Source organism: Mitsuaria chitosanitabida ATCC BAA-476 = NBRC 102408 (assembly GCF_001598255.1).
Lineage (GTDB): Bacteria > Pseudomonadota > Gammaproteobacteria > Burkholderiales > Burkholderiaceae_C > Roseateles > Roseateles chitosanitabidus.
This window is the reverse complement of record NZ_BCYP01000018.1, coordinates 307,069-319,080: the sequence shown is the minus strand read 5'-3', so window position 1 is coordinate 319,080 and position 12,012 is coordinate 307,069. Positions and strand designations below refer to the sequence as shown.

Genomic DNA, 12,012 nt, shown 5'->3' with positions numbered 1-12,012 from the left:
TCCGCCACGGTGACCCGGGCTTGCGCCCGGGACCGCGGCATCAGGACTTCAACAAGCTCAGATCGCCGTGACGACGACGGTCGAGCGGTTGTTGGCGCCCTTGACAGCGAAGGACACCGTGCCGTCCACCAGAGCGAACAGCGTGTGGTCCTTGCCCATGCCCACGTTGGTACCAGCGTGGAACTTCGTGCCGCGTTGGCGGACGATGATCGAGCCAGCCGAGATGGTCTGGCCGCCGAACACCTTGACGCCCAGCATCTTCGGCTTCGAGTCGCGGCCGTTTCGTGTCGAGCCGCCGCCCTTTTTCTGTGCCATGGATTACTCCTAGATCAGATTACGAGAGTGACAAGAGATCAGCCGTTGACCGCGCTGATTTCCAGCTCGGTGAACGTCTGGCGATGGCCTTGGCTCTTCTTGTAGTGCTTGCGACGACGCAGCTTGAAGATGCGCACCTTGTCGTGCTTGCCATGAGCCACCACGGTGGCCTTGACGCTGGCGCCAGCAACCAAGGGAGTCCCGATCTTGAGGTCAGCGCCGTTTCCGACTGCCAGAACCTGGTCGATCACGATCTCTTGGCCAACTTCCGCAGCAATCTGTTCTACCTTGATCTTTTCGCCAGCAGCAACCTTGTATTGCTTGCCACCGGTTTTTATGACCGCGTACATATCAGCCCTTTCAACACAGGAAGGCGAACCGCCAGAACGGGGTGCGAGACCTCGACCCGGCGCGAAGGTCATCAAGACGATCGCCCAAGAAAAAACACCGCAATGAGATGCGGAGCCCGCGAATGTAGCACAAGCGCCACCCTGATGCAAACCCTGAGGCGCCGCCAGCCCCGTCGCCATGGGCCTTCGCGGGCTGATCGACCTGCCCCGGGCCTCTGGGAACCCGATCGGACGCGCGCTTGTGCGAGGCAGGCGACCACTCGGACAAGCCCCTGCTGTCCGCCTTCCTATAATCGCGGCTTCCCCTCACAGTGAGTCGAGAGTGCAACCCATTGCCTCTACCCCCGTCGCCGAGGTTCTCGAGGCGTTGAATGCACAGATGGATGAAGTCGATGCCGTGATCGCGCAGCGCCTTCGCTCGGACGTCGCACTCATCAATCAGATCTCCGCATACATCATCCATGCCGGTGGCAAGCGCATGCGGCCGAAGCTGGTGCTGATGTTCGCCAATGCGCTGGGCGCCGACTCCCCCGCCAGCCGCGAGCTCGCCGCGGTGGTGGAGTTCATCCACACCGCCACGCTGCTGCACGACGATGTCGTCGACGAGTCCGAGCTGCGTCGCGGCAAGCAGACCGCCAACGCGCTGTTCGGCAACGCGGCCAGCGTGCTGGTCGGTGACTTCCTGTACTCCCGCGCCTTCCAGATGATGGTGTCGGTGAACCGGATGCGCGTGCTGGAAGTGCTGGCCGACGCCACCAACGTGATCGCCGAGGGCGAGGTCCTGCAGTTGATGAACATGCATGACCCGGACGTGGCGGTCGAGAGCTACCTGCGCGTGATCCGCTACAAGACCGCCAAGCTCTTCGAAGCCAGCGCGCGCCTGGGCGCGGTGCTCGCCGACGCGCCCGCGGAACTCGAGGAAGCCTGCGCCGGCTACGGCCGCGCGCTCGGCACCGCCTTCCAACTGATCGACGACGCCCTCGACTACGAGGGTACGGCCGAGTCGCTCGGCAAGAACGTCGGCGACGACCTGCGCGAGGGCAAGCCCACGCTGCCGCTGCTGATCGCGATGGAGCGCGGCACCGACGACGAGCGCGCGCTGATCCGTCACGCCATCGAGCACGGCGAGGTCGAGCGCCTGAAGGACATCGTGACCATCGTCCAGCGCACGGGCGCCCTCGAAGCCACCCGCGAAGCCGCTCGCGCGGAGGTCGCACAAGCGAGACAACATTTGTCGGCGCTACCCCTTTCCAAGTGGAAAGAAAGCCTGCTAGAATTTGCGGCTCAGTCGGTAGAGAGAAGTTCTTGAAACCGAGTGACCAAAACGGGGTGTAGCTTAGCCTGGTAGAGCGCTACGTTCGGGACGTAGAGGCCGGAGGTTCGAATCCTCTCACCCCGACCAGGACAACGAAAACGCCGCGGATCGCAAGATTCGCGGCGTTTTTCTTTGGTCGGTCGACCAGGCCGAGTCGGGCGTCTGACGCAGTGGGCGTCCAGGCTCAGTTCTGGACCGCGCACCGGACGGGGTCGGGTGTTGCCACCGGCGCTAGCGATGCCACATCGGCGGATGACGCTGATGCCAAGCGAAGACCTGCTCCAGCGCACCGGACAAGCTCATCAGCAATTCGTCCTGCCCCGGCTGCGCCATGAGCTGCACGCCGACGGGCACACCGCACGCGGTCTGATGCACCGGCAGGCTGACCGCCGGCGCGCCGCAGAAGTTGGCCCAGGGCGTGAAGGCGCTCCAACGCAGCATCGCCTCGCTGGACGCCCAGCCGTCGTCCAGCCGCAGCGCGCCACTGGGCAAGGCCGGCGCCGAACTGGTCGGCGTCATCAGCACGTCGACCTCCGATTGCCACTTCAGCCAGGCGCTCGCCGCGGCCGCGATGCGCGCCTGCGATTGCGCGAAGCGGACCGCACTGATCTCCGCCGCCCGCTGCGCATGCCAGCGCGTGTAGGGCATCAGCGCGGCGCGACGCTCCTCGGGAATCTGCAACTGCACATGCCCGGCGATGCCGACGCTGAGCACGTCGCACAGCGGCTCCAGCAGATGCCAGATGCGCAAGGCCGATGGCAGCGCCACCGGTACGACCTCGTAGCCCATTGTTTCCAGTGCCCGCGCGGCGACGGCGCAAGCCTCCTGGCAATCGGCATGGGCCTCGGTCTCGTCGCTGCCCGGATCGATCAACAGGCCGATGCGCAATCGCTCGGGCGGCGGCGTGCGCGCGGCCCGGCGGTGCGCCTCGGGCGTCCAGGTGGGTTGACGCCAGAGTTCACCCGGTCCGATCGTGCCGACGGCGTCGAGGTAGAGCGCCGCATCGCCGACCGTGCGCGCCACGGGTCCCTCGCTGCCGAGCTGATACCAACCCGGCAACACCGACGGGATGCGTCCCCGGCTGGGCTTGAAGCCCACCAGGCCGCAGTTCGACGCGGGCGTTCGTGTCGAGCCCAGGCCATCGCTGGCATGCGCCAAGGGCGCGAGTCCCGCCGCCACCGCCGCGGCCGCGCCACCACTGCTGCCGCTGGCCGACAAGCCCTGCCCATACGGACTCAGCGCGGGCGGCGCCAGCTGCGTCTCGGTGTAGCAGCAGGGGCCGAACTCGGGCGCATGGGTCTTGCCGAGCACCACGATGCCCGCCTGCCGCAAGCGGCCGACAACCGCGCCATCCTGGGTCGGCACCCAGCCCGCCAGCGCCGCGCTGCCCATCGAGGTGGGCAGGCCGGCCGCCGGATGCAGATCCTTCAGCGGCATCGGCAGACCGTGCATCAATCCCACGGGCCGCTGCGAATCCACCCGCCGCGCGCCCGCCATCGCCGCCTCGGCAAACACGTTGACGAAGGCCCCGAGCGCCTCGCCGTGACGCTCGATGCGCGCCAGATAGTGCGCTGTCAGCTCGCTGGAGGAGATCTCCCGGCGGCGCAGCGCCGCGCACTGCGCCTCGGCGCTCAGCTCATGCAGGTCGGCCATGGCCGTGTCAGCGATCGGCGGCGAGCTGCGCCATCACGGCGTCGATCTCCTCCGCGACCTGGGCGACGAAAGGCGGCAGCACCGCGATGCCCATGTGATCGGCCCCCTCGAGTGCACGCACGCGGCCGCGCGTCGACAGATCCGCATGCGCCTGCTGATAGCCGGGCCAGCGCTGGTAGACCGCATCGAGCCCCTCGATACCGGTCGACGCCGGCTGCTTGGGTGCCCACAGCACGACCAGCGGACGTGCGCCCAGATCCGGAGAAGCGGCCGCCTGACGGCCCACCTGCTGCAGGCCCTGCACCTCGCCGAGCATCGCGTCGATCGCCTCTGGCGTGAAGGTCGATTTCATCTGCTCGCCGACCTCGGGCATGTCGGCGCACACCGCATCGATCATCGCGAACTCCGGCGGCGGCGGACCGCCCTTGCGCAGCTTGACCCGCTTGGCCCGCTCGGCGGCCATCTGCTCGACGGGCGCCTCGTTGTAGAGCGCGAACTGGTCCGGGTGGCTGGCGTCCAGCATCATCAGTCCGACCACCTGCTCGGGATAGAGCCCGGCATAGACGCGGTTCAGCAGCCCGCCCAGCGAATGGCCGATGAAGACCACCGGACCGCGAACGCCCGCAGCCTCCAGCAGCGCGTGCAGGCGGCGCGAGTTGCGCTCCGCGTCCAGCGGCAGGCCGTCGGGCTGGCTCCAGCCCAGGCCCGGGCGGTCGTAGCTGCAGACCTGGTACTTGCGAGCCAGCGTCCGCTGCAGGCGCGCGTACAGCGGCGAGACCGTGCCCGCGCCCGACTCGATCACCACGGTGGGCTGACGCGCGTCGGTGGGCGCGGGGCCGCTCAGGTGCAGATGCAGGCGCAGCCCGTCGATCTCGTAGAGCTGGCCCGGCGGCTTCACCGCTGGCGCAACCCAGTGCGGATCGGCCACGCGCGGCCAGTAGTCGAGGCTGCGCACGCGATACGGCAGTCGCGCGAAGTCCACGTTCACCGCCCCCGGCGTGGAGACGTAGAGCACCGCCGTCGCCAGCGGCGCGAAGCGGGCGTGGAAGTGCTGGGCCGACTTCACGACGATCAGCTTCTTGTCGGTCAGCGTGATGCCGAGTCCGGTGAAGTGCTCGGTCGCCAGCACCTGGCTGCGCTTGCTGATCAGCGCGATGTCGATGCCACGCCCCGTGCGGACCCAGACGCTGCGGCCCAGGCCCATGAAGTCGTCGCCCATCAGGCCGGGCTGGGTGTGGTCCTCCACCACCGCCATCACGGTGACGCTCAGGTCGATCGGATCACCGGACATCGGACCGCCCTTGCCGCCCAGACGCAGCTCGACGCGCGCGCCCACGCCGGCATCGGCGCAGAGCTGCACCGCGCCCAGGTCCCAGAAGCCACCGATCGCGATGTCGTCGAGGCCGCGCGCCAGCAGCTCGCGCAGGATGAAGGTGCTGTCGCTGAGCGCGCCGCCGCCGGCGTTGTCGGCCATGTCGGCCAGCACCACCGGCCCGCCCTGCGGCGCCAGCAGCGTGGCCTGCGCCAGTGCCTGATCGATGCTCAGCGCCGGCGTGCCGGTCTGCTCCCGGATCGCCCAGAACTCGCGTCCCAGCTGCTCGGCCAGCTCGGCGGCCAGCGCGGGATCGTTGTCGGTGGTCACCCACAGCTTGGCGCCGGACTCCGGCACGTCGGCCCAGGGGAAGCCGTGCCCCAGCGACACCGACAGCACGCCCGGCTGCTGCTCCACGGCCTGCATGCGGCGCACGAAGCCGGACATGGGCTCGCGCGTCGTGTGCCACTTGCCGACCATCTTGCAGTCGTAGACCGCGGTGCTCGGCTTGACGCGTCCCAGCGCGGTCTCGCGCACGATGTCGTAGAGCTCGCGCATGCGGGCCAGCGCATCGGTGTGCGGGTACTCCTTGAACGCGATGATCACGTCCGCCGACGTGCGCATCCGCTCGGTGTAGTGGCAATGCAGGTCGAGCTCCACGCCGATGGGCACGGACGGTCCGACGATCTCGCGCACGCGGACGAGCAGGTCGCCCTCGCAGTCGTCATAGCCGTCGGCCACCATCGCGCCGTGCAGGATCAGGATCACCCCGTCCAGCGGTCCGGCGGCGAGCGTCGCGCGCAGGTCGGCGAGGATGTCGTCGCGCAGCTGCTCGTAGACCGAGCGCACCGTGCGGCCCAGCGGCATCGCGAAGGCGGTCAGGCTCTCGACCAGTTCATCGCCCTCCTCCGCCATCCATTGGCGCAGGGTGAGCGTGCTCAGCCCGAAGCCCTTGGGATCGCGCGTGCTGGCGTCGCCGCGAAAGATGCCGTACTCCTGGAAGCTGCCCCAGCCGGTCGGCGCGACCGCGAAGGTGTTGGTTTCCGTGGCAAGAAAGGCGGTGAAAAACTTCATCTCGGGTACTCCAAATGTCCAGGTGTCCGGGGGTCGGGGGGGCCTGACGTCCTGCGGTCGTGCCGTCCGGACGACTTACCGGTCCGCGCGCGCGAAGCGCAGGTGGCGGGTGCGGATGCTCTCCATCCGCAGGCCGACGACGGGACTTCCCGGCCCGGCGGCGCGATCGAGGTTGAGCACGTTGCTGTTGGCCAGCGCGGCCAGCAGCGGCTCGGTCGGGACGAGCAACATCACCTCGTCGGACACGGGATGCGCGCGGTAGCGCAGCTGACCATGGCGGCCCTGCACGGTGAAGCTCAGTCCCGCGTCGTCGGCCTCGATCAGCCCGCCGGCATCGAGGTCCGCGCTGTGGAAGGCGCCGACCAGGCTGGGCGCGAGCGATGCCGCCGTCGGCGCGGTCTCGGGCACCAGCCGCAAGCGCAGCAGCTCACCGCCGTCGCGCACCTCCAGGACGTCGGGCGCCTGCGCGGGATCCACGCCGCTCAGGTCGATCTCGACCGAGCTGGTCGCCGTCTCCATCACGCCGATCCACACGCGATGCCCGATGCCCTTGCGCAGCGGCAGCACATGGCTGCCATGCACCGACACGCCCAGCAGACCGGCGACCGTGCCAAAGCGCATCAGCAGACCGCTCGCGGGATCGTGATAGTGCCGACCCTGCAGACCCGGAAATGCATCGGCCGCGACGCGCGGCACCGCTTCCTGCGCGGTGAGCGGCAGTTGATCGGCGAGCAGCAGATCGATCAGCTTGAAGGCGACCGCGGCGGGATTGGCCGCGCTGCCGTTGGTCATGATGGTGATGTCCAGCCCATGCGCCGGCACGGTGATCATCTGCGAGCCGCCGCCCAGCACCGCGCCGTTGTGATGGATCACCTCGACACCGCGGTAGGGATGACGGATCAGGCCGAAGCAGTAGGGCGACACCTCGCCCGAGGCCAGCGTCGTCGTCTCCAGCATCTGCGCCCAGCTCTTCGCGCTGCCGACGGTCTTGCGCTCGCTGCGCAGGTGGGCCAGCCAGATGAGCATGTCGTCCACCGTCGAGATGAGCGAGCCGCTGCCCTCGAACTCCGTGGGATAGGTCGCGCGGGTCCAGCGCCCGCGCGCGCCGGGCGCGGCGCCGAGCACCGGCAGGTAGAGCCCCGCCAGCCCCTCGCGCACGTCGAGCACGTTGGCGGTCGACTCGGTGTCCAGCATGCCCAGCGGCTCGAAGATGCGCTGGCGCAGGAACTCGGCGAAGCTCAGCCCGCTGACCCGCTCGACGATGCGCGCCAGCATCAGGTAGCCGCCGTTGCTGTAGATCATGCGGGTGCCGGGCTCGTAGTTGAGCTCGCGCTGCCGCGCCATCATCGACAGGCTGATGCCCGCCGGCTGCGGGTTCAGGCCGTTGGCCCAGGCCCAGAGTTCCTCATGACCTCGCCAGCCGCCGGTGTGCTGCATCAGCTGGCGCAAGGTCGGCCCGGCGGCGCTGAGCTCGGGCAGCTCGGGCAGGTGGCGGCGCGCCATGTCGTCGATGTCCAGCTTGCCGTCCTCGGCCAGCAGCAGGATGGCCAGCGCGGTGAAGTGCTTGCTGGTCGAGGCCAGCCGCATGCGCGTGCGCGGCGTGTTGATCACGCCGAGTTCCAGGCTGGCCAGGCCGAAGCCGCGGCGGTACAGCAGCTCGCCGTTGCGGCTGACGCCGACCACCATGCCGGGCTCGTCGGCGCGGCACAGCGGTTCCAGCGCCGCGTCGATGGTCTTGACCAGCTCGGCCTTGGTGGAGGCGGTCGCGGCGGCGGCGTTGGCGGCCTCGACCGCCGCGGACGAGGCCGCCGCGGAAGTGGCGGTTGACGACGAAGCGCCGGGGCGGGAAGCGGAGGTCGAGGTGTTCATCGCAGTCATGAGGTGGCGTTGACTTTCTTGAGCAGCCGCACGAAGGCGGGTTCGGTGGCGCGCAGCAGCAAGGCGCCGGACAGGCAGCCGGTCAGCGTCGCGGCCACGATGGCCATGGCCAGGCCGTTGGGGATGTTCCTGACCGCGTCGGAGATCACGCCGATGGCCAGCGGACCCAGCACCGCGAAGGGCAGCGTGCCCATGGACAGCACGCCGATCACGCGGGCCCGCAGGTGCGGCGGCGCGACTTCCTGCAGCACGTTGGGCAGCACCACCGCGCCGCAGATCAGCGGCACCAGCAGCATGGACAGCAGCACGAACACGTCGGTGGCGGAGCGAACGAACAGCAGCCCGATCGAGATCAGCGCGGCGGCGGCGTAGCCCAGCACCAGCACCCGCACCGGCGCGGCCAGGCCGACGCGGCGCCGCGCCACGCGCATCGCCTTGACGCCCAGCACGCCGCCGACCAGCGTGCCGGCCATCACCGCGATGCCGATGCCCTGCCCCAGCTGCGCCGGCTGGATGCCGAACTGACGCGCCGCGACGATGGGGATCCAGCTGCCGATGGAGCTCAGCCCCACCGAGGCCAGGCCGGACCCCGCCACCAGACAGGCCAGCGTGCGCCAATGCGCGCGCAGGTAGTCGCGGAAGCTGATGCCGCCCAGCTCGGCGCCGTCCGCGCCGACCGCGGCCACGGTGGCGGTCGCGCGGGTGGCGGATCCAGCGCTCGCGCCGCTGGCATGCCCCTCGGCGGACTCGACGGTCGGCGGCTCATAGCCGGCGGCGGCCTTGCCGCGCGCGCTGCGGATGGTCAGCACCAGCAGGATCACCGGCAGTCCGACGAAGGCCATCACGAAGAAGGTCAGGCGCCAGGTCTCGTAGCCCTGCCAGCCGGCCGGCATCAGATGACGGGACTTCTCCACCGCCAGCACGATGCTGCCGCCCAGTACCGCGCCGAGCGCGCTGCCGAAGATCGACGAGATGCCGAAGATCGCGTTGGCCAGGACCCGCTGGGCGCGCGGGAACAGATCGGGGATCAGGCTGTTGGTGATGGGGCCGAGCCCGGCCTCGCCCACGCCCAGTCCGATCGACGCGACGAACAGCATGGTGTAGTCCATCGCCGTGCCGCGCAGCCCGGTCGCCGCGCTCCAGACCAGCACGCAGGCGGCCAGCACCACGCGGCGGTCGTAGCGGTCACCCAGCCAGCCCAGCGGCAGCGTCGCCAGCCCGGTGAACAGCACCAGCCCGCCGCCCTTGAGCATCCCGATCTGGGTGTCGCTGAGCGAGAGCGTGGCCCGCATCGGCTCGGTCAGCAGCGTGACCAGCATCGCGTCGACCGATCCGAGGATGGTCGCCACCAGCAGCACGGCCAGCGTGTACCAGGACGCGGCCCCGGCCTTGCGGGCCGGAATCGCCGTCGTAGGGACGTGCGAGGGGGAAGCCGCCGGGTCGGCGGTCGTTGCGAAGAGCGTCATGATCAGAAGGGGACGTTGACGGCCACGCCGATGGTGCGCGGCTCCACCACCACCGCCTTGCCGGCGGTGGCGGAGGCGACGGCGACGGCGGCCAGGCCGCGGCTGTTGGCCAGGTTGCGCACGTAGGCGGAGAGCTGGAAGCGCTCGTAGTCGATGCCGGCCTGCAGGCCCAGCACCGTGTAGGCCGGCAGGCGGTAGGGCCGCGCCACCGTGCTGCCGGGGAAGCCAGCATTGCGCTCACCCGTGTGGCGCAGGTTGGCGCCGACATAGGCCCGGTGGCCGAAGAGCTCGAGGTTGCGCGTGGCCGCCAGCGACGCGCTCACGCGCGCGGTGTCGGGCAGCCGGTCGCCCGCATGGCCGCCCAGGCCCGAGGCGTCGGTGCGCAGCTTGGCGTCGATCAGCGAGAGCGCGCCATCGAAGCGCCAGGCCGCGCTGGGCAGCCAGCTCAGCGCCAGCTCCGCGCCGCGGATGCGCGCCTTGCCCGCGTTGGTGAAGAAGCTGAAGATGCTGCCGTCGGAGACGATCTGCTGGATGTCGGTCCACTCGATGTCGTAGAGCGCGGCATCGATCACCAGCGTGCGGTCCAGCAGCGCCGCCTTGTAGCCGGCCTCGTAGCTCCACAGCGAGTCCGACTTGAACATCGGCTTGATGGTCGGCGAGGTCGTCGGCAGCAAACCGTTCGGGCCGCCGGGCCGGTAGCCGCTGGCGACGCGGGTGTAGACCGAGTTCTGCGCGTCGATCTTGTAGCCGGCGGTGGCCAGCCAGGTCGTGGCGGTCTCTTTCGACTCGCCGCCGTTGGACGAGGCGCCGCCGGAGAGCAGCCCGTCGGAGGTGTTGGTGAAGCGCTGCTCCATGCGGCCCACACGCACGCCGCCCGTCAGCGCCAGCGCGGGCGTGGCGTGCCAGGTCACGTCGCCGTAGGCCGCGAGGTCGCGGTAGGTCGCGGGCTTGGTCGTCTCGTAAAGCTTGAGCGAGCCGGGGCCGGCGGCGGTCGCGTATCGGATGCCGCCGTCCACGCTCGAGCGCTCGCGGTTGATGTACAGGCCGGCCAGCCATTCGATGTCGCGCGAGGCGCGCGAGGTCAGGCGGAATTCCTGGCTGACGCGATGCTGCTTGCCGCGGCTGTCGCCCCAGACCGAGGTCGCGGGCAGGCCGGCGCGCACCAGCACCGGCAGGATGCTGGCCGACGCGTCCGACAGCGCGTGCAGCTTCACGTCCTGCACCGAGGTGATGGCGTTCAGCCGTGCCCAGCCCATGTCGTACTCGATGTCCAGGCCCAGCAGATGGGTGCGGACGCTGTTCGGCTCCTCGGCGTCCAGCTTGCGCAGACGCTCGCCCAGCGTGGGCTGGCCGGTGACCAGGTTCAGGTCCTCGTAGTCACTGCCGACGCGCGTGGCCTCCTGGGAGGTCAAGGTCAGACGCATCGTCAGGTTGCGGGCCGGCGTCAGCAAGGCCGAGATCCGCGCGCCGGTGGTCGTGCCGCGATTGACGTTGGTCTGCGCGGCCACGCCGACGGTGTCGTCGTAGCCGCCGAAGCGCGTGGTGTAAGCCGCGACGCGCACCGCCGCCACATCCTGCTTGATCGGGACGTTCACGACGCCGTTGACCGTGTGGCCCATGCCGCCGTAGCGGGTGGAGGTCAGCGCGACGCGCGCGTTGCCGGAGAACTCGCCGGTGTCCGGCTCGTTGGTCACGTACTTGATCAGGCCGCCCATCGCGCCGGCGCCGTACAGCGTGCCTTGCGGACCGCGCAGGATCTCGATGTGGCGCAGGTCCAGCAGGCCCATGTCCAGCGGCGTCATCGCGCCCAGGCCGTAGGGGGCGCTGGAGCCGGTGGCCACGTCGTCGACATAGACGCCGACCGAGGACGCGCCGACCGAGGCCGTCGCAAGTCCGCGGATGCTCAGCGCGCCGGCGTAGGCGCCGCCGTGCGTCAGCGTGACGCCGGGCTGGTTGGCCACGTAGTCGGCCAACTCGCGGGCGCCGTTGCGCTCCAGCGCCTCGGTCTGCAGCACGTCGACCTTGAGCGGCACCTCACGCACCGGCTCGCGGCGGCGCGCCGCGCTGACCACGACCGAGTCCAGCGTCGACACATCGGCGCGCGGCTTCGGATCCTCGGGCGTCCCGACGAACAGCACCATCGCGCCGCTCTCGTCGCGACGCACTTTCAGCCGCGTGCCCTCCAGCAGACGCGCCAGCGCGTCCTCGGGCGAGAGCTTGCCCTTCAGGCCCTTGGTCGACAGGCCCCGGAGGTCCTCGACCTTGTAGATCAGCTGGACGCCCGCCTGGGCGATGTAGGCATCGAGCGCGCTCTTCAGGTCGCCCGCGGCGACGTCGAAATCGCGGCTCTGCGCATGGACGGTGGCGGCCGCGACGGCCAGGGTGCAGGCAATGGCCAGTCGACGGAGCGACTGACCGCGTACGCATTTCTTCATTTGGGGGGATCCTCGGTGGGAAAACGATGAACTGCTACCCAACCAAGACGGACGGGCCGTCATCTTCCGGTAGTAAATCTCCCCCTCTCGGCGTAAACACCTACCCCTCGCACGCGCCCCACCGGCGGCACGGGCCAGGCGACGCCCGATGGCGGATGGACCGCGACGCCATCGCCACGCCACGCGATCGACACCGACACCGACACCGACACCG

General features: G+C 69.7%; 7 protein-coding genes, 1 tRNA gene and 2 pseudogenes. 2 read left to right on the top strand and 8 right to left on the bottom strand.

The genetic code is table 11. The annotated features are described in order from the left end of the window. Positions 1 to 57: 57 nt before the first annotated feature. Both rpmA and rplU read right to left on the bottom strand, forming a co-directional pair. On the bottom strand, positions 58 to 315 hold the full coding sequence (gene rpmA, locus MCHT01_RS12255; RefSeq protein WP_067065599.1) for a 50S ribosomal protein L27: 258 nt from the start codon (positions 313 to 315) through the stop codon (positions 58 to 60). A 38-nt stretch (positions 316 to 353) separates the two neighbouring features. Further along, entirely contained in the window at positions 354 to 665 is a 312-nt protein-coding gene (rplU, locus tag MCHT01_RS12250; protein WP_067065598.1) for a 50S ribosomal protein L21, read from the bottom strand. Positions 666 to 1,044: 379 nt separating this feature from the next. Between rplU and MCHT01_RS12245 the strand changes: the two genes are divergently transcribed. Then, positions 1,045 to 1,974 (top strand): polyprenyl synthetase family protein, encoded by a 930-nt coding sequence (locus MCHT01_RS12245; RefSeq protein WP_067065597.1) that lies wholly within the window; start codon positions 1,045 to 1,047, stop codon positions 1,972 to 1,974. 16 nt (positions 1,975 to 1,990) lie between these two features. Continuing rightward, positions 1,991 to 2,067, top strand: a tRNA-Pro gene (locus MCHT01_RS12240). A 144-nt stretch (positions 2,068 to 2,211) separates the two neighbouring features. On the opposite strand, the gene MCHT01_RS12235 is transcribed toward MCHT01_RS12240, so the two are convergent. The 6 genes and pseudogenes from MCHT01_RS12235 to MCHT01_RS12215 all read right to left on the bottom strand — a co-directional run bounded on the left by MCHT01_RS12235 (position 2,212) and on the right by MCHT01_RS12215 (position 11,798). Beyond that, positions 2,212 to 3,633: an amidase gene (locus tag MCHT01_RS12235; protein WP_067065596.1), complete on the bottom strand. Its 1,422-nt coding sequence runs from the start codon at positions 3,631 to 3,633 to the stop codon at positions 2,212 to 2,214. 7 nt (positions 3,634 to 3,640) lie between these two features. Continuing rightward, a pseudogene (locus MCHT01_RS27400) lies at positions 3,641 to 4,435 on the bottom strand (alpha/beta fold hydrolase); the annotation flags it as partial. A 129-nt stretch (positions 4,436 to 4,564) separates the two neighbouring features. Then, positions 4,565 to 6,019, bottom strand: a pseudogene (locus tag MCHT01_RS27395) (M81 family metallopeptidase); the annotation flags it as partial. A gap of 75 nt (positions 6,020 to 6,094) precedes the next feature. Beyond that, positions 6,095 to 7,888 carry a serine hydrolase domain-containing protein gene (locus MCHT01_RS12225; protein WP_067065595.1) on the bottom strand — a complete coding sequence of 598 codons (1,794 nt, stop codon included), beginning with the start codon at positions 7,886 to 7,888 and terminating at the stop codon, positions 6,095 to 6,097. Positions 7,889 to 7,893: 5 nt separating this feature from the next. After that, positions 7,894 to 9,363 carry an MFS transporter gene (locus MCHT01_RS12220; RefSeq protein ID WP_067065594.1) on the bottom strand — a complete coding sequence of 490 codons (1,470 nt, stop codon included), beginning with the start codon at positions 9,361 to 9,363 and terminating at the stop codon, positions 7,894 to 7,896. A 2-nt stretch (positions 9,364 to 9,365) separates the two neighbouring features. After that, positions 9,366 to 11,798: a TonB-dependent receptor gene (locus tag MCHT01_RS12215; RefSeq protein WP_067065593.1), complete on the bottom strand. Its 2,433-nt coding sequence runs from the start codon at positions 11,796 to 11,798 to the stop codon at positions 9,366 to 9,368. Between the last annotated feature and the right edge of the window lie 214 nt (positions 11,799 to 12,012).

What these genes read in the sequence shown, in the direction of transcription:
- rpmA (WP_067065599.1), bottom strand. Translation starts at nt 315, where the DNA reads ATGGCACAGAAAAAGGGCGGCGGCTCGACACGAAACGGCCGCGACTCG.
- rplU (WP_067065598.1), bottom strand. Translation starts at nt 665, where the DNA reads ATGTACGCGGTCATAAAAACCGGTGGCAAGCAATACAAGGTTGCTGCT.
- MCHT01_RS12245 (WP_067065597.1), top strand. Translation starts at nt 1,045, where the DNA reads ATGGATGAAGTCGATGCCGTGATCGCGCAGCGCCTTCGCTCGGACGTC.
- MCHT01_RS12235 (WP_067065596.1), bottom strand. Translation starts at nt 3,633, where the DNA reads ATGGCCGACCTGCATGAGCTGAGCGCCGAGGCGCAGTGCGCGGCGCTG.
- MCHT01_RS12225 (WP_067065595.1), bottom strand. Translation starts at nt 7,888, where the DNA reads ATGAACACCTCGACCTCCGCTTCCCGCCCCGGCGCTTCGTCGTCAACC.
- MCHT01_RS12220 (WP_067065594.1), bottom strand. Translation starts at nt 9,363, where the DNA reads ATGACGCTCTTCGCAACGACCGCCGACCCGGCGGCTTCCCCCTCGCAC.
- MCHT01_RS12215 (WP_067065593.1), bottom strand. Translation starts at nt 11,798, where the DNA reads ATGAAGAAATGCGTACGCGGTCAGTCGCTCCGTCGACTGGCCATTGCC.